Source organism: Chromobacterium subtsugae, from assembly GCF_001676875.1.
Taxonomy (GTDB): domain Bacteria; phylum Pseudomonadota; class Gammaproteobacteria; order Burkholderiales; family Chromobacteriaceae; genus Chromobacterium; species Chromobacterium subtsugae.
The window spans coordinates 1-22,477 of record NZ_JYKA01000027.1 but is presented as its reverse complement, the minus strand read 5'-3'; the positions used below and the strand labels follow the sequence as shown (position 1 = coordinate 22,477).

23 protein-coding genes and 2 pseudogenes are annotated in these 22,477 nt (G+C 54.9%); 4 read left to right on the top strand and 21 right to left on the bottom strand.

The genetic code is table 11. From position 1 onward, the window contains the following. Positions 1 to 299: 299 nt before the first annotated feature. On the top strand, positions 300 to 974 hold the full coding sequence (locus tag MY55_RS21135; RefSeq protein ID WP_065202972.1) for a BRO-N domain-containing protein: 675 nt from the start codon (positions 300 to 302) through the stop codon (positions 972 to 974). Positions 975 to 1,343: 369 nt separating this feature from the next. Continuing rightward, positions 1,344 to 2,423, top strand: coding sequence for a calcium:cation antiporter (locus MY55_RS21130; protein WP_099049678.1), 1,080 nt, complete (start codon positions 1,344 to 1,346; stop codon positions 2,421 to 2,423). Positions 2,424 to 2,622: 199 nt separating this feature from the next. Here MY55_RS21130 and MY55_RS21125 read toward each other — a convergent pair whose 3' ends face one another. Beyond that, positions 2,623 to 4,182: an FAD-dependent monooxygenase gene (locus MY55_RS21125; RefSeq protein ID WP_065202979.1), complete on the bottom strand. Its 1,560-nt coding sequence runs from the start codon at positions 4,180 to 4,182 to the stop codon at positions 2,623 to 2,625. A 579-nt stretch (positions 4,183 to 4,761) separates the two neighbouring features. Here MY55_RS21125 and MY55_RS23940 point away from each other — a divergent pair. Further along, positions 4,762 to 4,905, top strand: a complete 144-nt coding sequence (locus MY55_RS23940) for a hypothetical protein (protein WP_155294760.1) — start codon at positions 4,762 to 4,764, stop codon at positions 4,903 to 4,905. A 93-nt stretch (positions 4,906 to 4,998) separates the two neighbouring features. Here the strand turns inward: MY55_RS23940 and MY55_RS21120 are convergent, their stop codons facing one another. The 6 genes from MY55_RS21120 to MY55_RS23930 all read right to left on the bottom strand — a co-directional run bounded on the left by MY55_RS21120 (position 4,999) and on the right by MY55_RS23930 (position 10,274). Beyond that, entirely contained in the window at positions 4,999 to 5,556 is a 558-nt protein-coding gene (locus MY55_RS21120; RefSeq protein WP_052941412.1) for a fascin domain-containing protein, read from the bottom strand. A gap of 306 nt (positions 5,557 to 5,862) precedes the next feature. After that, a complete protein-coding gene (locus MY55_RS21115; RefSeq protein WP_043581539.1) occupies positions 5,863 to 6,042 on the bottom strand; it encodes a hypothetical protein in 180 nt (59 codons plus the stop codon). Between the two features lie 548 nt (positions 6,043 to 6,590). After that, positions 6,591 to 6,887: a hypothetical protein gene (locus MY55_RS23935; RefSeq protein ID WP_146008297.1), complete on the bottom strand. Its 297-nt coding sequence runs from the start codon at positions 6,885 to 6,887 to the stop codon at positions 6,591 to 6,593. 21 nt (positions 6,888 to 6,908) lie between these two features. Then, positions 6,909 to 7,874, bottom strand: coding sequence for a diguanylate cyclase domain-containing protein (locus tag MY55_RS22945; protein ID WP_081284771.1), 966 nt, complete (start codon positions 7,872 to 7,874; stop codon positions 6,909 to 6,911). Between the two features lie 1,467 nt (positions 7,875 to 9,341). Then, entirely contained in the window at positions 9,342 to 9,695 is a 354-nt protein-coding gene (locus MY55_RS21105; RefSeq protein WP_047238371.1) for a hypothetical protein, read from the bottom strand. A 234-nt stretch (positions 9,696 to 9,929) separates the two neighbouring features. Beyond that, positions 9,930 to 10,274, bottom strand: coding sequence for a hypothetical protein (locus MY55_RS23930; protein WP_152680443.1), 345 nt, complete (start codon positions 10,272 to 10,274; stop codon positions 9,930 to 9,932). 418 nt (positions 10,275 to 10,692) lie between these two features. On the opposite strand from MY55_RS23930, the gene MY55_RS21100 reads away from it, so the two are divergent. Beyond that, positions 10,693 to 11,373, top strand: a complete 681-nt coding sequence (locus MY55_RS21100) for a hypothetical protein (protein WP_043581535.1) — start codon at positions 10,693 to 10,695, stop codon at positions 11,371 to 11,373. Positions 11,374 to 11,559: 186 nt separating this feature from the next. Here MY55_RS21100 and MY55_RS21095 read toward each other — a convergent pair. From MY55_RS21095 to MY55_RS21055, 14 genes and pseudogenes are all read right to left on the bottom strand, one after another. Then, positions 11,560 to 12,138, bottom strand: a pseudogene (locus MY55_RS21095) (RHS repeat domain-containing protein); the annotation flags it as partial. A gap of 281 nt (positions 12,139 to 12,419) precedes the next feature. Continuing rightward, positions 12,420 to 12,722, bottom strand: a pseudogene (locus MY55_RS21090) (integrase core domain-containing protein); the annotation flags it as partial. A gap of 25 nt (positions 12,723 to 12,747) precedes the next feature. Continuing rightward, positions 12,748 to 13,617 carry an IS3 family transposase gene (locus MY55_RS21085; RefSeq protein WP_065202971.1) on the bottom strand — a complete coding sequence of 290 codons (870 nt, stop codon included), beginning with the start codon at positions 13,615 to 13,617 and terminating at the stop codon, positions 12,748 to 12,750. Beyond that, positions 13,614 to 13,907 carry a transposase gene (locus tag MY55_RS21080; protein WP_043580908.1) on the bottom strand — a complete coding sequence of 98 codons (294 nt, stop codon included), beginning with the start codon at positions 13,905 to 13,907 and terminating at the stop codon, positions 13,614 to 13,616. Before MY55_RS21080 ends, MY55_RS21085 begins: the two co-directional genes overlap by 4 nt. Positions 13,908 to 13,938: 31 nt before the next feature. After that, on the bottom strand, positions 13,939 to 14,802 hold the full coding sequence (locus MY55_RS21075; RefSeq protein WP_053006899.1) for an RHS domain-containing protein: 864 nt from the start codon (positions 14,800 to 14,802) through the stop codon (positions 13,939 to 13,941). Positions 14,803 to 14,974: 172 nt separating this feature from the next. Next, a complete protein-coding gene (locus MY55_RS22940; RefSeq protein ID WP_081284770.1) occupies positions 14,975 to 15,370 on the bottom strand; it encodes a hypothetical protein in 396 nt (131 codons plus the stop codon). A gap of 341 nt (positions 15,371 to 15,711) precedes the next feature. Continuing rightward, positions 15,712 to 15,999 (bottom strand): hypothetical protein, encoded by a 288-nt coding sequence (locus tag MY55_RS23920; protein WP_155419475.1) that lies wholly within the window; start codon positions 15,997 to 15,999, stop codon positions 15,712 to 15,714. Beyond that, positions 15,996 to 17,540 carry an RHS repeat-associated core domain-containing protein gene (locus MY55_RS21070; protein ID WP_065202970.1) on the bottom strand — a complete coding sequence of 515 codons (1,545 nt, stop codon included), beginning with the start codon at positions 17,538 to 17,540 and terminating at the stop codon, positions 15,996 to 15,998. Before MY55_RS21070 ends, MY55_RS23920 begins: the two co-directional genes overlap by 4 nt. Positions 17,541 to 17,687: 147 nt before the next feature. Further along, positions 17,688 to 18,344, bottom strand: a complete 657-nt coding sequence (locus MY55_RS23915) for an Imm43 family immunity protein (RefSeq protein ID WP_157889402.1) — start codon at positions 18,342 to 18,344, stop codon at positions 17,688 to 17,690. A gap of 39 nt (positions 18,345 to 18,383) precedes the next feature. Beyond that, on the bottom strand, positions 18,384 to 19,121 hold the full coding sequence (locus MY55_RS22935; protein WP_279625469.1) for an RHS repeat-associated core domain-containing protein: 738 nt from the start codon (positions 19,119 to 19,121) through the stop codon (positions 18,384 to 18,386). 287 nt (positions 19,122 to 19,408) lie between these two features. Next, positions 19,409 to 19,825: an NTF2 fold immunity protein gene (locus tag MY55_RS22930; protein WP_157889401.1), complete on the bottom strand. Its 417-nt coding sequence runs from the start codon at positions 19,823 to 19,825 to the stop codon at positions 19,409 to 19,411. After that, complete coding sequence (locus MY55_RS21065; RefSeq protein ID WP_065202969.1) at positions 19,822 to 21,222, bottom strand: RHS repeat-associated core domain-containing protein; 1,401 nt, start codon at positions 21,220 to 21,222, stop codon at positions 19,822 to 19,824. The genes MY55_RS22930 and MY55_RS21065 overlap by 4 nt, the downstream gene beginning before the upstream one ends. Positions 21,223 to 21,424: 202 nt before the next feature. Continuing rightward, positions 21,425 to 21,739: a hypothetical protein gene (locus MY55_RS23910; RefSeq protein ID WP_139795181.1), complete on the bottom strand. Its 315-nt coding sequence runs from the start codon at positions 21,737 to 21,739 to the stop codon at positions 21,425 to 21,427. Positions 21,740 to 21,750: 11 nt separating this feature from the next. Then, positions 21,751 to 22,477 (bottom strand): RHS repeat-associated core domain-containing protein (locus tag MY55_RS21055; RefSeq protein WP_208856069.1); only part of this gene is annotated, 727 nt, incomplete at its 5' end.

Sequence of the window (22,477 nt, the reverse complement as noted above, 5' to 3'; positions counted from 1 at the left end):
GGGCGGATGCCCCGAAGGGGTGATCCGCCGCAGAAGATAAGCCCATGTTGTGTGGCAGCCAATTTGCCCCTGCATCCCGTGCGGAAAGTGGCACCTAAATCATTATCCGCGAAGCGGATACGAAGGTCTTTTCTACACTTCTTGCCAGTCTCGATCGTGGAAACCCTGATTGATCTGGCGCTAAGACGCATTTAACCTGACGCAGTCATGCTTGACCGCATGACCGGGTTTGGCGACCTGAACTACTTGGATCGGCGCGCTGCTTCGCAGCGCTTCACAATCTTGATGGAGTTCTAGCCATGACCCAGTTGGCGCACTCTCCCATGCAGCCTGGGCTGCTGTCTTTTCCCTTCCTTACGCACACTATCCGCCTTCTGCATCGCCACAACGGCCTGTGGTTCTTCGCCGATGACGTCGCGGCGGCGATCAAATGCCGCAGTACAGCGGCGCTGCTCAGCAAACTCAACAGAGAAGAAGTCCGCACCCTGCCGGTAGGCGTGGAGGATGTGGTGTGCCTGTCCGAAACCGGCGTGGCCATGGCGATTCGGCGCTATCGCAAGCCGGCGGCGCGGCGGTTTCGGCGTTGGTTGGAGGAGGAGTTGCTGCCAACTTTGTGGCGGGAGGGCGAGGAGGCGTTGACGGCAGATCAGTTGGAGCAGGCCTTGGCGCTGGCGGCGGAGGCGGCGCGGCAGGTGAGTCGGGCGGTGCTGGATGCAGTGTTGGAGAATGGCGAGGCGTGCTGGCAGCATAGCCGCTGGCTGGTGACGCTGGACTATGAGCGCCATAATCGCCAGAAACACCCGCTCGGCCGCATGATGGGCCTGAACAGCGCTGTTTCTACATTGGACGGCTTAGCCGAGTTGATCGCCGTGCCGGACGGCATGCCGGCGACCGATACCGAGCTGGTGAAACTGGCCGCCGCTTGCCATCTGCGGCTGGCCGAGCGGATGAGCCTGCGCGTGGCGGATGAGTAACATAGGGTGCGTCACCACCTCCCCAGGCGGTACGACGCACCGTTTGTTTCCATATCTCTCAAATATTGATTCGGCAAGATATATCGGCGGTGCGTCGCCCTTGCGGGTGACGCACCCTACCATTGGCCGAGTGGATGAGCTTGCGAATGGGTGAGGCATGGTAGATGCCGGAGCAACGCACCGTTTGTTTACAAAGCCTGAACCCATTGGCCGTGTCGTGGTCTATTTACTTAATGCTGCTATGCTGTGGCTAGTGCAGCCTCCATGCTGGTTTCTCGATTGCTTTCCCTGAACGGTTGTCCGCCTTGTCCCGGCCAGGCCTTTGCTGGGCGGGGCCTGCGGCCGTTCGTCAACAATAAGGAAAATCCATTGATTCACAACACGATTCCGCGCTGGACCATTGTCACCCCTGTATTGGCCTGGGCCGCCATCGCCGCGTCTTCGGCGGCCGGTGGGCATGCTTCCTATCTGACGCTGCTGGCGGTGTTGCTGGCGGGAACGGTATTCGCCGCCGTGCACCATGCCGAGGTGGTGGCGCATAAGGTGGGCGAGCCTTTCGGCACGCTGATCCTGGCGCTGGCGGTGACGGTGATTGAGGTGGCGCTGATCATTTCCTTCATGCTGGGCGGAGGCGAGGAGAAGCTGGCGCTGGCGCGGGACACCATTTTTTCCGCCATCATGATCACCTGCAACGGCATTCTGGGCATTTGCCTGCTGCTGGGCGGCTTGCGCCATCGCGAGCAGAACTTCCAGCTTAGCGGCGCCAAGGCGGCGTTGACGGTGCTGGCGGCGATTTCGGTGCTGGCGCTGGTGCTGCCCAACTACGGCACCAGCCAGCCGGGGCCGTTGCTGTCGTCGTCGCAGCTGGCGTTCACCGGCGTGGTGTCGCTGGTGCTGTATGGCGCTTTCGTGTTTGTGCAAACCATTCGCCACCGCGATTATTTCCTGGTGGAAGGCAGTCATGACGAGGACGAGCACGCGCCGCCGCCGTCCAACAAGGTGGCCATGCTGGCCGTGGCGATGCTGCTGATTTGCCTGGTGGCGGTGGTGACCCTGGCCAAGCTGCTGTCGCCGTCGATTGAAAGCTTTGTGGTGAACGCCGGCGCGCCGGCGGCGGTGGTGGGCATCATCATTGCCGCCCTGGTGCTGTTGCCGGAGGGGCTGGCCGCCGCCAACGCGGCGCGGGCGGATCGGGTGCAGACCAGCCTGAACCTGGCTTTGGGTTCGGCGCTGGCTTCCATCGGCCTGACCATTCCGACGGTGGCGATGATTTTCGTGTTCCGGGGCGAGCCGCTGATCCTGGGTTTGGAAATCAAGGAAACCATCTTCCTGTTGCTGACGCTGGTGGCATGCTCCTTGTCGCTATCGGTAGGGCGCACCACCATTTTGCAGGGCATCGTGCATCTGGTGATCTTCGCCTCTTTCGTGTTCTTTGCGATCAGCCCCTGAGCGAGCCTCGATGAGTTGAAAGCAAAAGCCGCCGGCATCTGCGCTGGCGGCTTTTCTATTTGGGGCTGCTGCCATTTGGCCATGGCCGGCCAGGTAGGGCGCGTCCCCCCCAGCGGGGCGACGCGCCTTTTATTTCCCATTCTCGCAAGTGTTGATTCGGCCGGACAGGCGGTGCGTCGCCCCTGCGGGGTGGCGCACCCTACGGGTGATCGCTTGATTCTTTCGGTTCGCCAAACCATTGCGCCAAGATGGGCGTAATCTCCTCTGCATCGGGCGAGGTCTCGCTGGCCCAGGCTACAAATCCGTCGGGCCGAACCAGAACGGCGCGCAGGCCAAGATTGTTTTTGACCGTGGCCGTGACATAGTCGACGCGTCCTTGCCAGCGCTTCATCCAGTTTAGAAGGGGCGCAGCTGCGTCGAAATGCAGCAGCAAGCCCCGGCCATTGCGCAACAGGCGGCCGGCCTTCGTCCCGTCGTCAAACTCGAAGTCCGGCACGCTGCGGCCTGCCAGCGGATGCTGGCTTGCCATGTCGTAGCGCAGGGACAGTCCCCATACCCGCTCTGCAAAATAGGTCGCGCCATCTCGGGTTTCGATCAAATCGCCGATGATGGCTGCGAGCGCGCGCGTGCTTGGCGTGGGGCGCATCAGCGCCACCTGCGCGCGGGACCAATCGAGCACGCGGGCGCCGATTGGGTGCCGCTCTTGCTGATAACTGTCCAGCAGTCCGGCCGGCGCGTCCCCGCGCATCGTCGCGGCCAGCTTCCAGCCCAGGTTGATCGCGTCGCCTATCCCTAAATTCAGCCCCTGGCCGCCCAGGGGGGAGTGGATGTGCGCGGCGTCGCCGGCAAGCAGCACGCGCCCCCGGCGATATGCGCTTGCCTGATAAGCGCGATCGGTCCAGGTAGTGGCAAGCCGAATATCGGCCAGGGTCGCATCGGCACCGGACACGCGGCGCAGTACGGCTTGCATGTGTTCCTGAGTGAGAGCTTGCGTTCGATGGCAAGCGCCGCCGTCGAATTCAACCATGGCGATCACGCCGGGCTTGGCATAGGTGTACATGCCGGTTGGCGTATAGTGCCGGCCGGGTTGAAGCGTGTGCGGCTCTGCTAATGCCGCGTCCACGGAGTAGCCGGTGAACTCGGGAGCGGTGCCAAGGAATTCGAAGCCGCCAGCCTTGCGAACCTGGCTGCGGCCGCCATCGCAGCCGATGAGCCAGCTTCCGTTAAAAACCGTGCCGTCGGCGTGAACCGTGACCTCGTCGTCTGAAACAAGATAGCCATCGACACCGACGCCGCGCAGAATCGTCGCCCCCATGGCGGAAGCACGGCGTGCCAAGACCGTTTCGAAGACCTCCAATGTGATTGCCATCGGAGTGTCGGCGGGGCCAGGCAAATGGAAAGGCCAATTCGAGGTGTCGATGTCATCGAGATGGAACGGTATGCCGGCGAAATGTCCGGCAGCGCGGCGCGGTTGCTGCATCCAATGGGCGCTTGCCTTTGTTTGCTTGGCTGCATCGTTGGCCTGAGTCGCGGCGATGATTTCGTCCAGCAGGCTGCGGCGATGCAGGGCTTCAAGGGTGGGCACCGACAGACCGCGCATGCCAAACTGAAGGCGCTTTAGAGGGGAGTGTGAATCCGCAGCCTGCTCTAGCACCAGAACCGAAAGGCCGAAGAGGCGAAGTTCGCAAGCAAGAAAGAGTCCAACTGGGCCGGCGCCGGCGATGATGACGTCGTAAGGGGTGGGATGATGATTGCGCATGAGGAGCTCCATTGTCGATGTTCGACCGGAGCGTTCCCCACTTTGAGACCCGCACGGACGAACGACGGGACGCTTGTAGCGTCTGCTGTTCGTCGCGGGGATCTTGTGCGCGAGGCCAAAGACCAGAGCTTTCGTTACCGAAAGGACTTGGGCCTACCAGACCAAGTCTGCCTTTTCCGACGCGGATTTATACCATGGCGATGCGGCGGCGTGCAATGACGGGCCGGCGGCGGATGCCGGCAGGCTGGGCGCATTGGGGGGGAGCGCGGGGAGTGGCGGCGACTCAGGCGTAGTCGTCTATCGCGCCTCGCGGATTGCGTTGCCGGCTTGCCGGGCTGCGGCCGTCGCTTGTGCTTGAGCGTGCCTCTTGCTGTTTGGAGTTGGGCAAGCTGGGCCTCAAGTTGGGCAATTTCCTGTTCTATCCGGTTCGCTTGTTTTTGCTGACTTTCCTGCGAGCTTTGGGACCCGCCCTAGCCGCCATTCTGCAGTTGCTGTTCCAGTTGTTGTATCTGTTGCTCCAGCTGGCTATCGAGGCTTGAATTGTCTGTCCGCGCGGCTGCGGCGGGCAATGATGGGGAGATGCTGTTTATCGTCGCGGCATCCTTTGTGGCTGTTGGCGCGGCGCTGGTGAAGGCAACGGCCAAAGCGGAGCGGACATTCAATATTCGATTAGGAAATTCACATGTCAACCTCTGTGGTATTTATTTTTACTTTGTCACTTAACGGCGGGCGGACAGGCAGGCGGGGAAGGAGGCTGGGATGCGTCCCGTGGCGGGCGACGCATCCTACCCGGCATGCGGAGTGGAGTTTGCCGGTTTAATTGCTCAATGGCACCAGCGTGAACGATTCCCAATCATTGGCTGTGCGGGCATCGCTATGGACAGGGACATTATTGGCGCCGCCGATGCCACCATTATTGACGAAGGTGACGTAGTTGCCATTGGCGGTTTTCAGCGCGTAAGTGTTGCTAGCCGGATCAAACTCCAGTTGGAAGCGTTCCCAAGTGCTTGCCCAGGTGGCGTCGGTATGAAAAGGGCTGGCACTGGTGTTGGGGCCGCCCACGCCGCCGCCGTTCACCGCAGTCAGATAGTAGCCGGCGGTGGTGCGGAATGCGACGCGGCCATTGGGCAGTTGCACCAGATAGAGCGTTTCCCATCCGCCCTTGGTTTTGGCGTCGGAATGCAGTGCGACTGCGCTCGGGCCGTTGTTGGGGCCGCCCAAGCCGCCGCCGTTCACTGCGGTCAGGTAGTGGCCATTGCTGGTTTGCAGGGCCAGCGGGCCAGAAAGGGTGACGATGGGAGCGGCATCGCTGGCGGTGGATGCGATAGTTAGAGAGATGGCTGCAAGCAATGCTTTGAAGGTTTTCAAATTCATCACGATCTCCAGAAGGATTGGTTTGCCTGAAGGCTCTGGCAAGTTAAGGCAAAGCCGACTTTATGACAAATGAATTTTAATGAAAAGCGGAGAGGCAATTTTGATAGCCCTGGCTAGGAGGTAAATCTTCGCCAGGCAACTTGATGCTTATGGGAGGGGCGGGTGGCCGTGAGGTGATTGCCTGCGTTGGCCGGCAGGCGATGGGCGGCGTGATTCATCTGTCGATGCCGGATATAGCGCGCCATGGGCGTAGTTGTGGCAGCTTGCGCTGGCGGAGAGCGGTTGTCGGTGCCAGCGTAGGCTTGGTCAGATGGTGGTGATCAACGCATCGGCCTGATAGCTGGCGGTGGCGATGCCGGAGGCCGAGCTGAATGTTATCTGGAAGCGGCGGCCGATCTGCTGGATAGACAAAACTTCGAACGATACAACCAGATTGTCGATGTGCTGGGTGATCAGGTCACCCTGTTTCAGTTCCTGAATTTTCATGGTTTACTTTCTGCTTTCCATGCCAATAGCATGGCGTGGAATGGGTAAAACGAGTCCTAACGGCAAGGACGCTTTGCGATATTTTCATGAGTTGTGCCCGGATGTCGTGGGGGGCTGCGAGGCAATGGATTTCATCGCCGTCAAAATTCAGAGCGCTGGCGCTGTGCGGCGTGAAACGGTTTGCTGGCTAGGCTTGTGACAACAACCTTCGCGTGCCAACGGCTGATTTACTGGAAAACTGAGGCTGGGCTTGAGAAGAGGAGCGTGACGGCTCGTGCGAGCGCTACAACATGAAACAATAGCAGAAAATTATGCTGGTAATTTTCTGATTTGTCAAGACTATTTTCCTGCAGGCCTGGGGCGGCCCGGTCTGTCCGAAGCCAGCCATCCGCTTTCGCAGGCGTGCGCATCTGCACAGGCGCCGTCGCGATGGCATGAATCGCTCGCGCCCATTGGGTTGCTCCTCTTGGCAAAGTGGCCATGTATAAGCCTGGCAGTTGGGCGGCCAAAACCGGTTTGGATTGAGTGGGGCTCTCTTCGTCTGGTATTCAGTGGCAGTATTTCTTCAGGATTTGATTGCCATTGAGGAGCGTGAAGCCTATCGCAGGCGTGCCATATGCTTCTTCCAGCCGTTGGCTTTCACTTTCGGCCATGTCATATCGTGGATAAATGGATGAGGCTAATATATTCTCAGCAGTATGAACGGACCAGCCCAGGAATAATCCAGTTGAACCACGCTCGCACGCAATATGATAAATTCGCATTGGGTACTCCTTCCAAAATATCTCTTGATAGGTAGATTGTGCCTCGTTTTGAGCGCTTTCTTCTGGTGGCATGGTTGCCATGCCGCTTGTCGCGCTAGCGTGCTAAGCGATTTTTTTGTGATGATAGATCACGCGATTTCCGCCCTGCGCCTTCGCTCGATACATAGCGGAGTCTGCCAGCGCCACAAGATTGTTTGGAGTATTTGCATCTGCAGGGTAAATGGCGATGCCAATACTGGCAGTCGGAAAAATGACGCTGCTGGGCAGTGTAATGGGTTGGCATATCGAGCGTACTATTCTTTTTAGAATCATCGCGTATTCTGAGCTTTTTTTCAGGCCCATAAGCAATAAGATGAATTCATCTCCGCCAAGTCTGGCAGCGGTGTCGCCAGCCCTGATGGTAGAGTCTAGTCGAATGGCGAGCTCTTTTAAAACGGCATCGCCACATTGATGGCCGTGCATGTCGTTTATCGCTTTAAAGTTATCCAAGTCCATAAAGCAGACTGCGAGGAAAGTTTTATTCCGGTCTGCTTGAGAGATTGCCTGAATCAGTCTGTCGGTGAACAGTAGGCGATTGGGTAGCCCCGTTAATGTATCGATGTGAGCGCTTTTGGTTATTGCGGCCAAGTCAATTTTTTGTTGCGTGATGTCACTCATGATTCCTATGTAGTGGGATACTTCATGCTGAGCGTCATGAACAGCAGAAATATTGAGTCTGATGGCGTATAAAGAACCTTCTTTATTTCTATTCCACATTTCGCCTTGCCATTGGCCATTTTTGTTGATGGATTCCCACACCGAGTCGAAAAAGGCTTTGTCATGGATGCCGGAAGAAAATAGATTAGGTCTTTTGCCTGCTATCTGGGTAAGACTGTATCCCGTTATTCGGCATAAGGTCTGGCTTGCCTGTAGTATCTTCTGCTGGTTGTCAGTGATGCATACGCCTTCGCTGTGGCTGCGGAAAAGAGAATCGGCAAGTTTTAGTCTGGCTTGTATTGGCCATGTTTTGCAAGGGTCGTCGATTTTCTCCGTGGAGGATATTTTTGCTTCTTCATCTAACCGGCGCATGGGGGATCCTTTCAATCATTCAGCCCCCATGTTAATTGTTCATTTTTTATTTCAATCTGCAAGTTTATGGGTTTGTGGCAATCTGTTTTTATGGTGCGTGTGGCTTATATGATTGATGTTGTAGATTGAATTGGTTGGTTAAATAGAGGCTTGCTTTTCGGTGAGTCTATTCTCGTATAAGGCTACGCGCTGCTGGGGTGTTTGTAAGAATTTTTATTTGATTGAAATCTCTGTGATTATTGCTATTTTTCGCAATTTTTATGGGTGGGGAAAAGCAGTATGCGCTTTTTGCTGTGGTGTGTGATTGATCGATGATCAATTTGAATGGCAGGTCGATTGTGATAAATAGGCCAAGACCTTGTCCATATCTAGACATCCGAACGTCAAGGGCGAAACGCCAGGATTTGCCGTTTGAGTATTTTCTGGGTGGTATTCTTGTGAGGTGGTTTTATATTTCGCCTTTTTTAAAAGCTTGTCAAATTTATTTGGCAGGCGAGATATGATTGCATCTTGATTGTGCCAATGATTTCCTGCTTTGAGGCCAAAACGCAGTCGTCGTTACAATCAATCAGGTGCAGAAAGGACTCCAGATAAGCTGAGCTGCCAACGCAGCCTTGAAGAATAGGGCGTGCTCGGCAAGATGGCCGAGCCGAAATGATATAGGCAGCCACGTTGTTTTTATTAGGTTCTTGTCATTTCTCAGCGGTTTTGAACGGTCTATACCTGGCCTTTTTACTAGGTTTTCCCCTTTTCGGATAATCTACTGCTTGGTTTTTTCTAAACAAATCATATGGGCCCACGTGGCCAGCTTTGGGCTGCGGGGAGTTGGTGATTGAAGGCACGGCTGGGAGCATGCGTTCGCGGCGGATAGGCAAGCGGGTGTTGCGTGTTTGCAATTTCCCGCCCAAATGGTTGTCTGGCGTATGTTTCGAGGCGCAGGTCACCGGTGCTTGCGACGCAGCCCGCCATGCCGCTCCTGCGGAGCTTCCATTGCCGCGGCCGAACGGCAGCCGCCTGGTGTGAGCCGGGCGGCGAGTGATTTTCAGCGCGGCGTTATGGTCGTGTTGCCAGGGTTGGCCTATCCCGGCGATGGTGGCACGTTGCGGCGAATATGTCCCAATGGCGTGGGCGAACCCGCCGGGGGCGGGCCGCTCCGGCCAGCATGCAGCAGTCCTGCCAGCGGAAACAGGATGGTGCCGACTAGGCTGAGGGGAGCCGCGTTTTTGGTGGCGCTTTGCTGGCCTGGCGGCGCGGCGCGCTGGGCTTGAAGTTGATCGTGGCTGTCGGTCACCTAGGTCCGATCTGCGGTCGCTGATAATCCTGGCGAAGTCCCTTTTTAGCGGTTTGATATTTTATGGAGAGGGGGGCCTAGATCTGCGGATGGGTGTTTCGGATGCTGGGAGGGTAGACCGGGCGGCGCACGCATTTGTTGGGTCTGGTCGCGCGGCCGCAGCCAGTGCGTCCTGATTATTTGCAAGGGGTCGCCGGTCCGGGGAGGGTGGCGGCGGCTTGTTGGGTGTGAGTGGTTTTCTGCGCCGTTTCGCTGGCTTGGCCAGCGGGAGTGTTGCAATTGATCTTGGATTGCGCAAGTCGGGTTTGCAGCTTGCCGTCGCAGGTTGTCGTGAACGTCCATGAAGTGAGATTGCCCTGCTTGCCGACGCAATTGTGACAATACTTGATACTACTGGATATCAGCGTGGAGTTTTTCAGGCACTCCTGAGACTTGATGTCGCCCAGCCGCCATTCCGCAGCCTGGCTGGTGGTGGCAAGAGCTAGCAAGCTGGCGGCCGCGGCGATGGCGCAGGCGATGGCATTGTTCATGGCTTGTATCCTCATGGGCTGGTTAGGGGCCGTTGCCACGGCCCATAAGCCTGCAGCATAGCGAGCCTGCGGATGGCGGATGCCGTCCTTTGGCCGAGTTGCTTTTTCCGGAGCCGGCGCGCTTTGCCGCGGCAGGCCGCCCTAAAGAGAGGGCGCGCCTTGCGCGGCGAGATGGTGGCATGCTTTGCCGTAGCGCCTTTTTCATCCGGATGGCATGGGGGGCGCCATCTTGAATTAACCGAAAACCAGGTCATGAAATGCATTGCAAAAATCGCCAAATGGTATGAGAACAACCGGGTTCGAATCAGCGGAAGCTGTGATGTCAAAAACCACCATTAAGCGTTTCCAGGGAATTCCGCAACGAGCAAGCAGGCCGCTGTTTTCGTCATCCTGTGCTCTGGCACCGCTCAAGCCGCGGGCTGCGTCGAATTCGATGGCTCGAACCGCGATCAATGCTCGGTAGGCAAGCGGGAGGTGCTGCTGCAGGGGGAGTCCCAGATTGAATGGATGGACTTTTATCGAGAAAATCGGAATTTTCTGTAGTGATGTCCGCAATTGAGTTCTTTCTCGCGCGGTCATATCAAAAACGCCATGCGGGCCGCGTCAAACTCGCTGAGGCGGGTGGCGTGCGAAGCTAGGCAGAGGATCCAAAGCGCCCTGGCATGCCATCAGCGATGCGCTGCCGCAATATGATGCGTTTCCTGGAGACTGAGTGGCGCCGTCATACAGTGATTATGCCTGCCTGATATGCCGCGCGGCTGCGGCATCGTCGAATTCCCAGCTAAGGCGGCAGGCATTCTGATCTTGGTGGATGGCTCTCTGATCCGCGCATTCAGCAAGGGAATGATCGGCCTGCTGGCAGCCAACGGGACTCTGCCGTGCGCATCCTGGTTCATTGAAAGCTGAGAGCCGGCCATATGTCCTGCGCCAGCAGAGGGCAAGACGTATGACTAATGATATAATATGCTTGCTTTTCCATTTTTTGTAATTGGCAATAATGAAAAAAATTCTTCCGCTGCTGGCGTTGGCCAGCCTATCCGCGAACTCCCGCGCTGATGATAATGAAGTGTTGCGCCATATCGCCGACTGTTCCGACAGTTTTTCCCGTTATATGGCCAGCCAGCCGCAATCGGCTGCCGACAAGCATTTTTCCGTGAAGAACGGCGCAGCCGCTCTCAAGATGAAACTGGTAACCGATGCCGCCAAGGAACTGGAAGAAAACATTCCGGGCAGTTCGACCGGAGTGAAGGATATCAGTCGTTACGCCGATATCGATAAAGCCATTCCGATTTCTGGGCAATGGGCATTGAGCAGCTACTTTGAAGAGCATGCGCGTTTTGCCAAAAACTCAGATGCCGGCGTGAAGGAAACCTATAACTGGGTTTTTCATCTGGATGGCAAAAAGGATATGTTGCTGCGCGATTTCCTGCGCCTGACCGGCAATCTATCGTATAGCTGTGATGGCAATAACTGTCTCGCTTACCAGCGCATGGCGAAAGGCGGCTGGCAAGCGGTGAAGCCGGAACAGCTGAAGGCAGGCGAACCCTATCTGCAAATTATGGCTAGCAAGGAGGGCAGCAAGCAATTCAGCATATCTTGCAATTTGGCTTCGGAAGGCAAGCATTTGCCGGTTGGCCTGATCAAAACCCGCCGCCCGGATTGGCAACTGAATTTCTGATGCGCCAAAGAGAACGAGCAAAGTCGGCGCCCAAAACACATATGCATGCCATGCCGAGCGCAGGTGAGGCGAGTGTTGCAACAGATGTCGAACGCTGATTTCGTTCTTTATGCTCGACAAGCGGGTCATGCCTCAAAGTGGCATGGCCTGTTTGCTTTTGGGCGGTGGAATTGGAGGAGGGCATTGTCAATTTCTTCTTGCGAGGCGGAACCCTTTGTGCGCAGCTGTTGGCTCGAATAGATAGCGTACCGTTTCTTTGACGCAGGGTTCGATGACCAGCACGTCGCCGTCCCAGCCGTACAGCGTGGCCTGGCCCTGGCTGATCTTGGCGATGCGGCGTCCCTGCGGGGCGTAGTGGTAGTCGGTGCGCTGGCCGTCCGGGGCGATGAGGCGGGAGAGGTGGTTGTGGCTGTCCCATTCCAGCTTGGTGAGGCTGCTGTTGACGCGCTTCTCCATGTCGTAGCGGTAGTGGCGGCCGGCGTACTGGCTCAGCAGGTTGCCTAGCAGGCTGTTGTCCTGATGGCCGTCGGCGGCAGGGGCGTTGTCCAGCAAATTGCCTGCCGGGTCGAAATTGAAGTTCTCCACGCCCTTGGGGGTGGCGGCTTGCAGCAGGCGGCCGACCGGATCATAGCGGTAATTCAGTTGGCCGTTGCGGCTGTCGGCGATGCCGGTCAGTTGGCCGGCGGCGTCGTACTGGTACTGTCGGCTCCACTGCGTCGCGCCCATCAGTCGCTGGCTGCTCAGCCGGCCGGCCTTGTCGTAGACATAGCGGGTGGCGCTGCCGTCGAAGCCGGATTCGGCGGTCTGGTGGCCGTTGCGGAACGGGGGCTAGCTTTTTTTGCAGGCGAGCTGCAAGCTGTTCGATCATTCCAACCAGCATGGTGCGATCTTCGTCCGCCAGTTTGGCCAGCAGATCGGTTATATACATGGCCTGATCTGTTGGACGATAGCTAGCTTCTTGTACCAAATCGGCTGTTGAGCAGCCGAAAATTTCCGACAGCTGCATCATGCGCGTGATGGTTGGGATGACCACTCCACGCTCCATCCTAGATGTCCAGTCCCGGACGATTGCTCACGCGCTTTTTGAATAAATCAGGCCGCTGCTTTTGCCAAGCCTGGATCGGTGTCCGATGCTGTAGTGCCAATTGCGGCAAATGCTGATTGTAGAGCAGGACATAACGCTGCAGTGTCTCGCCCAGATCTTTGCCGGATTCGCAGCGGTGCGTCGCCAGCACATCGCTGATCCGGCCATTGAAGCGCTCAACCATCCCGTTTGTCTGCGGACTGCGCGGCTTGGTCAACCGGTGTTCGATACCGAGTGCGTAGCACAGCAGATCGAACTCATGGTCTGTCCCACTCCCCATGGACAGAGGGTTAAGCACTAAGCTCTGAACGGCGGCGTTCGAATTCAACCGGGGTCAGATACCCCAGGGTTGAATGACGTCGTTGGTGATTGTAAAAGCGGATGTAATCAAACACATCCGTACGCGCCTCATCGTAGCTCCGGTAGTGGGTCAGATAAACACGTTCCGACTTCAATGAACGGAAGAAGCTCTCCATCGCTGCATTATCCCAGCAGTTCCCGGTGCGGGAGTGGCTCGGTACCATTCCGTGCCGTTTCAGCAATGCCTGGTAGTCAAAGGCACAGTACTGACTCCCGCGGTCCGAATGCAGAATCACCTCTCCTGAAGGCTGGCGGCGCGCCACTGCCATCGTCAGGGCAGCATGCACCAGTTCTTGCTGCATTCGATGATGCATGGCCCAGCCCACTATCGCCCGGGAGTACAAGTCGAGCACCACCGCCAGGTACAGCCACCCTTCACCGGTCCGGATATAGGTCATATCCGACACCCAACGCTGATTGATGTCGCCACCAGCAGCAAATTGTCGCTGCAGCAGATTAGGCGCCATGGGTAGAAGGTGTTGACCACCACTGACGGGTCGACAATGTTTACGAGTTCTAACCCTGATACCGTTTCGCCGCATCAGGCCCGCGATGCGATGCCGCCCGCAGGCGAAGCCCTGTGCAAGAAGTTCGGCATGAATACGCCGATGGCCATAAATACCATTGACCTCGGCATGCACCAGCCGGATTTCACGTAGTAGTTGTCGGTTCGCCATCTCTCGCGCCGAAGGTGGGCGGTGTAGCCACGCATAGTAGCCACTGCGGGACACACGAAACAGTTGGCACATCGGGGCTACCGGGTAGCGGTCCGACAGCGCCTGAATCGCACGGAATTTCACTTCATGGGTTGCGAGAAGATGGCGAGCGCCTTTTTTAGGACATCGCGCTCCATGGTAACGCGGGCCAGTTCATCCCGCAGTCGCTTGAGCTCGGCGGCTTCACCGGTCTGTTTGCCTCGGCCAGGGAAGGCATCGGGTCCTGCGTCTTGGAGCTGACGCTTCCACTTGCCCAGCAGCGACTCGGTAATGTCGAAGGCTTGGGCAACATGCCGTAACGGGGTGCCGGCAAGTACCTGCTCAACCGCTTCGCGCTTGAGGGCCTCCGGGAAAGTACGTCTGGTCTTGATCATGAACACTGCTCCTTGGTGGGGATTATCCACCTTAAGTTAGTGTCCACGGGGAATGGGACAGACCATCGCGCGCCTGGCCCCAAGCTTGGTAGTCCATTTCCAGCGCGAGCGCGCCATGCTCATCGGTCAGCGCCTGCGGGGTGCCCAGGTGGTCGGTGTGGTAGTAGTACACCGCCTTCGGCGCTTGTGGCTCAGGTCCGGCCTGACGCAGCGGGTCCTTGTCCGGGTCGTAGGGATTGTGCTGGCTCCAGGCCGGCACCTTGACGCCGCGGATGGCGTCGGTGTGCACCTGTGCCAGCGGCACGAAGCTGTCCGGCTCGAACAGGTAGTGCACTGCTGCTTCGTCGCGGGTTTCGAAGGCCAGCACGTCGCCGTCCCAGCCGTACAGCGTGGCCTGTCCCTGGCTGATCTTGGCGATGCGGCGGCCCAGCGGGTCGTAATGGTAGTCGGTGCGCTGGCCGCCCGGGGCGATGAGGCGGGAGAGGCGGTTGTGGCTGTCCCATTCCAGCTTGGTCAGGCTGCCGTTGACGCGTTTCTCCACCAGGTTGCCGCGGCTGTCGTAGCGGTAGTGGCGGCCGGCGTACTGGCTCAGCAAGTTGCCCATCAGGCTGTTGTCCTGATGGCCATCGGCGGCAGGGGCGTTGTCCAGCAGATTGCCGGCCGGGTCGAAACGGAAGCTTTCCACGCCTTTGGGGGTGGCGGCTTCCAGCAAGCGACCTACTGGATCGTAACGGTAGTTGAGGGCGCCGCTGCGGCTATCGGCGATGCCGGTCAGTTGGCCGGCGGCATCGTACTGGTACTGTCGGTTCCACTGCGTCGCGCCCATCAGCCGCTGGCTGGACAGGCGGCCGGCCTTGTCGTAGCTCTGGTGCTGTTGCAGCGCGTTGCCCAGCACGCGCTGGGTTTCGCGGTGCAGCTTGTCGCGCTCCAGGTTGAAGATGTCGCGCTGGCCGAGGCTACGGGCTGAAATATGGATAGATTGGTGGTATTTTTGTCATTATTTGAAAATCCAGAATTCTCTTATACTTATCACCGTTATTATGCCGCTATTTTTCTTTTGTATTGGGCTATTTATTTTTTATGTTATATTGTGCAACCCGAGCTACATCATCATCGTTGTCATTGGTTAAAATATTTAATAATTCAATTGGCGTTTTTTTATTGGCTGCAATGGATTGACGCACTGTTGGATCTGGATCTTTTGCAAGCGCGTAAAACAAATCTTTAGATAACTTTCTTTTAGTGGCGACAAATTGCCTTATTTCTGGCCCATATTTGCAGAGCTCTTCAAGAATTTCAAGGGGCACTGTTTTATTGTGTGCGACCCATTTTTGATACTCAGGGAATCGATTAATAATATCTATCCATACGTGAATAGGAGCTTCCTCCTGTGCGGATCTGTCATATTCTTCTTTTTTTTCGCTGTCACGTAGCGAAATAAATTCCTCTGCAGAGCTAATCATTTTAAATCCTTCTGAACTCGAATCTCGAGGCTATTATCATCCATTTCGATAGTGACGAGGCCGGCATCAGTTTGAGCATTAAGTACCAACTTGCCAGGAGGCTCAATGCCCTCAAAGGAATTGATAGTACCAATCTCTAGAATAATTCTCTTTAACTCTCTGGGATGAGCATCTGATTTGGGGAGCGCATAACATCGGTTGCCAATTTTTAATCCACTTGCACTTATATTTCTTTGGGGCTTGCTGCGCACTTTCCTTTGAATTAAAGCTCTAGGTAGGAGATTTTTATTTCAGAGTATCGTGCCTCGGGATGTGCAATGATTTAAAACGCGGCTAGTCCTCTATTTTTTTATTAATTTGTTCTCTGGAATTTTTATCGTATTTATGACGTAGTCTGTGGCAGTTGTGAAGTCGTCAAATTCTTCTCTGATATATTTAAAATATAAATCTGTGGCATCTTCATATTTTAATAGATAATCATCAAGGCCAATGTAATATTTTTGATTCAATCTTTTAAAGAAGAATTCGCTAACAGCTTCGCCGTTTGGATGTTTGTATTTTTCTGAAATCCAAATCCCAGATTTTTGGTGAACTAAGCTTTTTAGCTTCATTAAATCTTCAGTATTCATTTCTTTTTTGACCTTGAAGGGCAGCTGCTCGGTTTTTCAATAAATATGTCAGTTTTCTTGCCTTCTGGGGTGACGATATTTATATGTGGAATAGTTTTGTGAGGATGTCCGTCAGGTAGTCCTTCATGACCATATAAAATGCCAGTTGCTGGGTTTGTCTTATAGTCCATGTGATACGAAGCTCTGCCTGTTCCATTTTGTCTGTTGGCTTTAAAAGCAGCCTTGTCTTTTGCTGTCTTCTCCTCGCTTTTATCTGCAGCACCTGCCGATTTTTGAGCGTCAGGGAAGGCTCCAAACAAAATGGCATTGGCTTCTTGATATGAGCACGCTGTTACACTTTGCCCCGTTTTAATTTGCGCTATCTTCTTAAGGATGCTCGCCGAACTGAGTCCGTGAGGGTCGATCCATTCAATTGGATTTGTGCCATATTCATATATGTTTATTCCGCCATTGTGCTTTATCGGATCGCGTGAAATAAACCGTCCGATCTCTGGATCATAGTAGCGATGGCGGTTGTAGTGCAGCCCGGACTCGTCGTCATGATACTGCCCCTGGAAGCGGAACGGGTTGCGGATGCCGGCTTTTGAGGCGGCGTCAGCGATGATTTCGCGCGCTTCGCCCCAGGCTTTGTAGTCCATTTCCAGCGCGAGCAGGCCTTGCTCGTCGGTCAGCGCTTGCGGGGTGCCCAGGTGGTCGGTGTGGTAGTAGTACACCGCCTTGGGGGCCTCGGGTTCCGGCGCGGGCTGGCGTAGCGGGTCCTTGTCCGGGTCATAGGGGTGGTGCTGGCTCCAGGCCGGCACCTTGACGCCGCGGATGGCGTCGGTGTGCACCTGGGCCAGCGGCACGAAGCTGTCCGGCTCGAACAGGTAGTGCACTGCTGCTTCGTCGCGGGTTTCGAAGGCCAGCACGTCGCCGTCCCAGCCGTACAGCGTGGCCTGGCCCTGGCTGATCTTGGCGATGCGGCGGCCCAGCGGGTCGTAGTGGTAGTCGGTGCGCTGTCCATCCGGCGCAGTGAGGCGGGACAGGCGGTTGTGGCTGTCCCATTCCAGCTTGGTCAGGCTGCCGTTTACGCGTTTCTCCACCAGATTGCCGCGGCTGTCGTAGCGGTAGTGGCGGCCGGCGTACTGGCTGAGCAGGTTGCCGAGCAGGCTGTTGTCCTGATGGCCGTCGGCGGCCGCGGCGTTGTCCAGCAGGTTGCCGGCGGGGTCGAAGCGGAAGCTTTCCACGCCCTTGGGGGTGGCGGCTTCCAGCAGGCGGCCGACCGGATCATAGCGGTAACTCAGCTGGCCGCTGCGGCTGTCGGCGATGCCGACGAGTTGGCCGGCGGCGTCGTACTGGTACTGTCGGCTCCACTGCGTGACGCCCATCAGCCGCTGGCTGGACAGACGGCCGGCCTTGTCGTAGGCCAGGGTCTGTTGCAGCGCATTGCCCAGCACGCGCTGGGTTTCGCGGTGCAGCTTGTCGCGCTCCTGGTTGAAGATGTCGCGTTGGCCGAATAGCAGGCCGTGGACGTGGCCGCTGCCGTAGTTGAGCACGTCCACGCGGTGGCCGTCCGGGCGGACGGTGGCGATGCGGTTACCTAGCTTGTCGTACTCATACTGTCTGGAGAAATGGGGTAACTCATCGAGAGAAATTCGATCGCAGGAAGAATTTCTCTCGATGAGATTTATTTCTTAAGTGAATGGTCATTATATTGGAGCGTATTTTCGGTCATCAGTTTCAATATCTTCTTGACTGTTAAGAATGACATTCTCCACATCAAGAAAATTGATCCCCTTTATTTCTTGCTTCTCCATTTCATTTTTTAGTTCTTCAGAGACAATTAGACTGAATTGATTTGGTGAAACATCAAAAACATCAAACAAGTCAAGATCCAAGTCTGATTTGAATCTTATAGATTCAAACATTTCACCAAACTCTCCTGCAACCTTGCTACGATTCATGTCTATAATATTTTTTTTGCTTATTCTTTTTGTTTTTCCAACAAAATATCTCTTGCCTGGAATTAATTTTCCTGAATTATCTAGGTAAGATACTGGAGCTATTTCTGAAAAGCTGGTTTTGAATGAAGCTAAAATATTAACGACTCGCTCGCTTAAAACATAGAAGTATGGGGATCCACGCCTGATGTCGTATTCATAGGTCGAATTTTCGACAATCAATGATAAATTATCGGGAAATGGCGGAAGCCCTCCCCCAAATTTCTTTGGACCAGCATACCAAGGCAATTTCCCATATCCGCTTTTATAAGAGTTACTATTGAATTCGCTTAAGAGGTATGCGTAAAAGAAGCCAGATGGGCAACCTGGCTCTTCTTTCATAGCCATGATGTAGAACTTTTTCATACCTTCCTCAATTTAAACGTTCAGGGCATTGTCCAGATGTCAAAGGAGTTCGCATTTTTTTCTTCGTCTTTCTTGTATTCTTCCAGTTCTCATTCTTGCATCTGCTGCCGAAATATTACCTGAATCAAAATTGAATCTAACCTGCTCAACTTCGGCTGAAACTGAGTCGGAGTAATTTTTATGTGATCCATTGTGGTAGTATTTTCTATTCATGGCATTAGCCCCTGACGCGCTATCAGGCATCAATACTCCATTTGATCTATGATCGCGAATCCCAGACATACCAATGTTGTCGAAGAACTCTTCATTTTTATTCCAAGCCTCTTGCGGGATGATGTGTTGTGCTTGCTTTTTATCCCCTTTAATACCCGCCAAGCTCTTGTCGAGAGCACAACTGCCTCCCTTCTTTTTTAGCCCCCATGGGTCTAGCCACTCTATTGGATTAGGTGCGTAACTAAAAAGATTAATGCCCCCAAATAGTCCAATCGGATCCCGCGAAATAAACCGCCCGATTTCCGGATCATAGTAGCGATGACGGTTATAGTGCAGCCCGGACTCATCGTCATGATACTGTCCCTGGAAGCGGAAGGGGTTGCGGATGCCGGCTTTTGAGGCGGCGTCGGCGATGACTTCGCGCGCTTCGCCCCAGGCTTTGTAGTCCATTTCCAGCGCGAGCAGGCCTTGCTCGTCGGTCAGCGCTTGCGGGGTGCCCAGGTGGTCGTTGTGGTAGTAGTAGACCGCCTTCGGCGCTTGTGGCTCCGGACCGGCCTGACGCAGCGGGTCCTTGTCCGGGTCGTAGGGGGGGGGGCTGGCTCCAGGCCGGCACCTTGACGCCGCGGATGGCGTCGGTGTCCACCTGGGCCAGCGGGCACAAAGCTGTCCGGCTCGAACAGGTAATGCACCGCTTCTTCATCGCGGGTTTCGAAGGCCAGCACGTCGCCGTTCCAGCCGTAGAGTGTGGTCTGGCTAACCAAAGTTTTAATTGCCCTGAAGCCTAAGCAGAAACATTTTCTAAATATAAGAGGCGCTTGAAGGATAGGAGGTGATAGTGAAAATAACCGCTCTTAAAGTGATTCCGCAAGCTTCCATTTCTTTCCATCAGTAGAGAAATGTAATTTTTCAATCAACCATTTTGAGTTGTTTTCTTGAAGAGTATATCTGAAAAAATTTTCAAATCCACTGTTTTGTTTTGTTATGACGTAATTGTGTGTAGACGATATTTCTTCAATAATGGTTTGTTCGTAAGCCGGGGGGCGACCCACCGCCATAGTAGTTAAAGCGGCGTCGGCAATTTTATTTTGCTCGCCATCTTTGACATACTTCTCAAATATGATGCGCAGTCTTTCTCTTGCCATCTTTTTTGATTTTTCACGCTCAGTGGGATCAGTTTTATAAGCTTCACTTCTCTGTTCTTTGTAGAAGCTTATTTCCCAGTCGAGCATCTCTTTTAAATATTGTCCTATGGTTTCTTGGGGGGTCATTTTTTTTCTCCGCAACAACATTTTAAAGGATTGTCAAAGACTCTCGTAGTGGTTTTGCCATTTATTCTTGTTTGGTATAAAACAGAATGAGGCCTAGTGGAGCCCTTGTCATACTGTGGAACGACTCTGACAATTACATTGTCACCAGCTTTAACTTTTTCTGCAATTTGAGCTTCGTGAGTTCTATATTGGCCACGGTTAATGCCCAGAGCTTGGGGGAATACTCCATCATCACCACCAGAACCTCCTAGTCTATTCGCAATGGCATGGCCAGCATCATCGTGCGGGCAACCTAAACTACGGGCGAATGCTCTAGAGGAGGTGCTAGTCTTTGTGCCTGTATTCAAATCCTCGGGTCTAATTTTAGCAGTGGCACTTCTAATTTCACCGTTGGGGCCGTATTTATACTTGTACTTGGCACCTGCTGCCCACAGACCTAGGGGATCAACCCATTGTATTGAGTTAGGTGCATAGTTATGTGTATTTATCCCTCCCATCAACCCAATCGGATCCCGCGAAATAAACCGTCCTATCTCAGGATCATAGTAGCGATGGCGGTTGTAGTGCAGCCCGGACTCGTCATCATGATACTGCCCCTGGAAGCGGAAGCGGAAGGGGTTGCGGATGCCGGCTTTTGAGGCGGCATCGGCGATCACTTCGCGCGCCTGGCCCCAGGCCTGGTAGTCCATTTCCAGCGCAAGCTGGCCTTGCTCGTCGGTCAGCGCTTGCGGGGTGCCCAGGTGGTCGGTGTGGTAGTAGTACACCGCCTTCGGCGTTTGCGGTTCCGGTGCGGCCTGGCGCAGCGGGTCCTTGTCCGGGTCGTAGGGGTGGTGCTGGCTCCAGGCCGGCACCTTGACGCCGCGAATGGCGTCGGTGTGTACCTGGGCCAGCGGCACGAAGCTGTCCGGCTCGAACAGGTAGTGCACCGCTTCTTGGTCGCGGGTTTCGAAGGCCAGCACGTCGCCGTCCCAGCCGTACAGCGTAGCCTGGCCCTGGCTGATCTTGGCGATGCGGCGGCCCAGCGGGTCGTAATGGTAGTCGGTGCGTTGGCCGTCCGGTGCGATGAGGCGGGACAGGCGGTTGTGGCTGTCCCATTCCAGCCGGGTGAGGCTGCCGTTGACGCGCTTCTCCACCAGATTGCCGCGGCTGTCGTAGCGGTAGTGGCGGCCGGCGTACTGGCTGAGCAGGTTGCCGAGCAGGCTGTCGTCCTGATGGCCGTCGGCGGCCGGGGCGTTGTCCAGCAGGTTGCCGGCGGGGTCGAAGCGGAAGCTTTCCACGCCCTTGGGGGTGGCGGCTTCCAGCAGGCGGCCGACCGGATCATAGCGGTAACTCAGCTGGCCGCTACGATTGTCGGCGGCGTCGTACTGGTACTGGCGGCTCCACTGCGTGGCGCCCATCAGCCGCTGGCTGGACAGGCGGCCGGCCTTGTCGTATGCCAGGGTCTGCTTGGTCTGTCAGGTCAGCTTGAACCTGCGGTTGGAGAGAGTGTGCGGCCACGGCAGCCTGGCGGTAAAATTAAACTCCGTCTCAGACCAAATAAAAGCCTACCAATCCATACTGACTTGGTAGGCTTTACATGTTGATCAAAAATAATACTAGCTAAGCCCATCTAGATAATGGCGAGCCTATAACCAAGTCATTCAGTTCAGGGTCCGACAAAATCCCAGCAGATTGAAGAGGAGAAACTATTTCTTCAAGAATTTCAAAATCCTCTTGGCATCCTGTGTTTTCAATCAAAACATCAATACTTTCCTTCACAAGCTGATAATCCCTATTTTTATGTGCATGAATTATCAGGTCCACTATCTCTTCTTTGATACTTTTATTTTCAGCTCTCTCTACATCATCCGAATCAAAAGATTTATCATAAAAATCATCTAAATTCTTTTTTATCGCCTCAAGCCGTTCACTCATAAAAATACTCCTTACTCTATAACCTCGTACGAACCCTTAGGAATGCCATTTCTTATTAATACTTCTTGGTCTTTAGTGGCAAACCGCTTAGCTTTTCCTGTCAATCCTTGGCCCTTGCTAACATCAATGATGTCGCAATCAGGTATCTTTGACAGATCTACTTTTATTTTACAATTGCATTTATTATAAAAGTCGCTTGTTTTTTCACTTTTAGTTGTTGAAATAAGCTGTGTTTGCAGTTTTCCATTTTCCACATGTTCCTGAGGGCTATAACTAGCGCTAGGGTCCTTTGGGGATATATCTTGATTTTTTAATGCACATTGCTTTTGCTTCGGTGTAAGTGCCCGGTAAACCGTCCCTGTAAACTGTTTCCCCGTCAAACCTAACGGGTCCATCCAGACTATGGGATTTAGTGCATAACCATAGATATTGATTCCGCCTTTTAGCCCAATCGGATCCCGCGAAATAAATCGCCCGATCTCCGGATCATAGTAGCGATGGCGGTTGTAGTGCAGCCCGGACTCGTCGTCATGATACTGCCCCTGGAAGCGGAACGGGTTGCGGATGCCGGCTTTTGAGGCGGCGTCGGCGATGACTTCGCGCGCCTGGCCCCAAGCCTGGTAGTCCATTTCCAGCGCCAGCGCGCCATGCTCGTCGGTCAGCGCCTGCGGGGTGCCCAGGTGGTCGGTGTGGTAGTAGTACACCGCCTTGGGGGCCCCGGGTTCCGGTGCGGGCTGG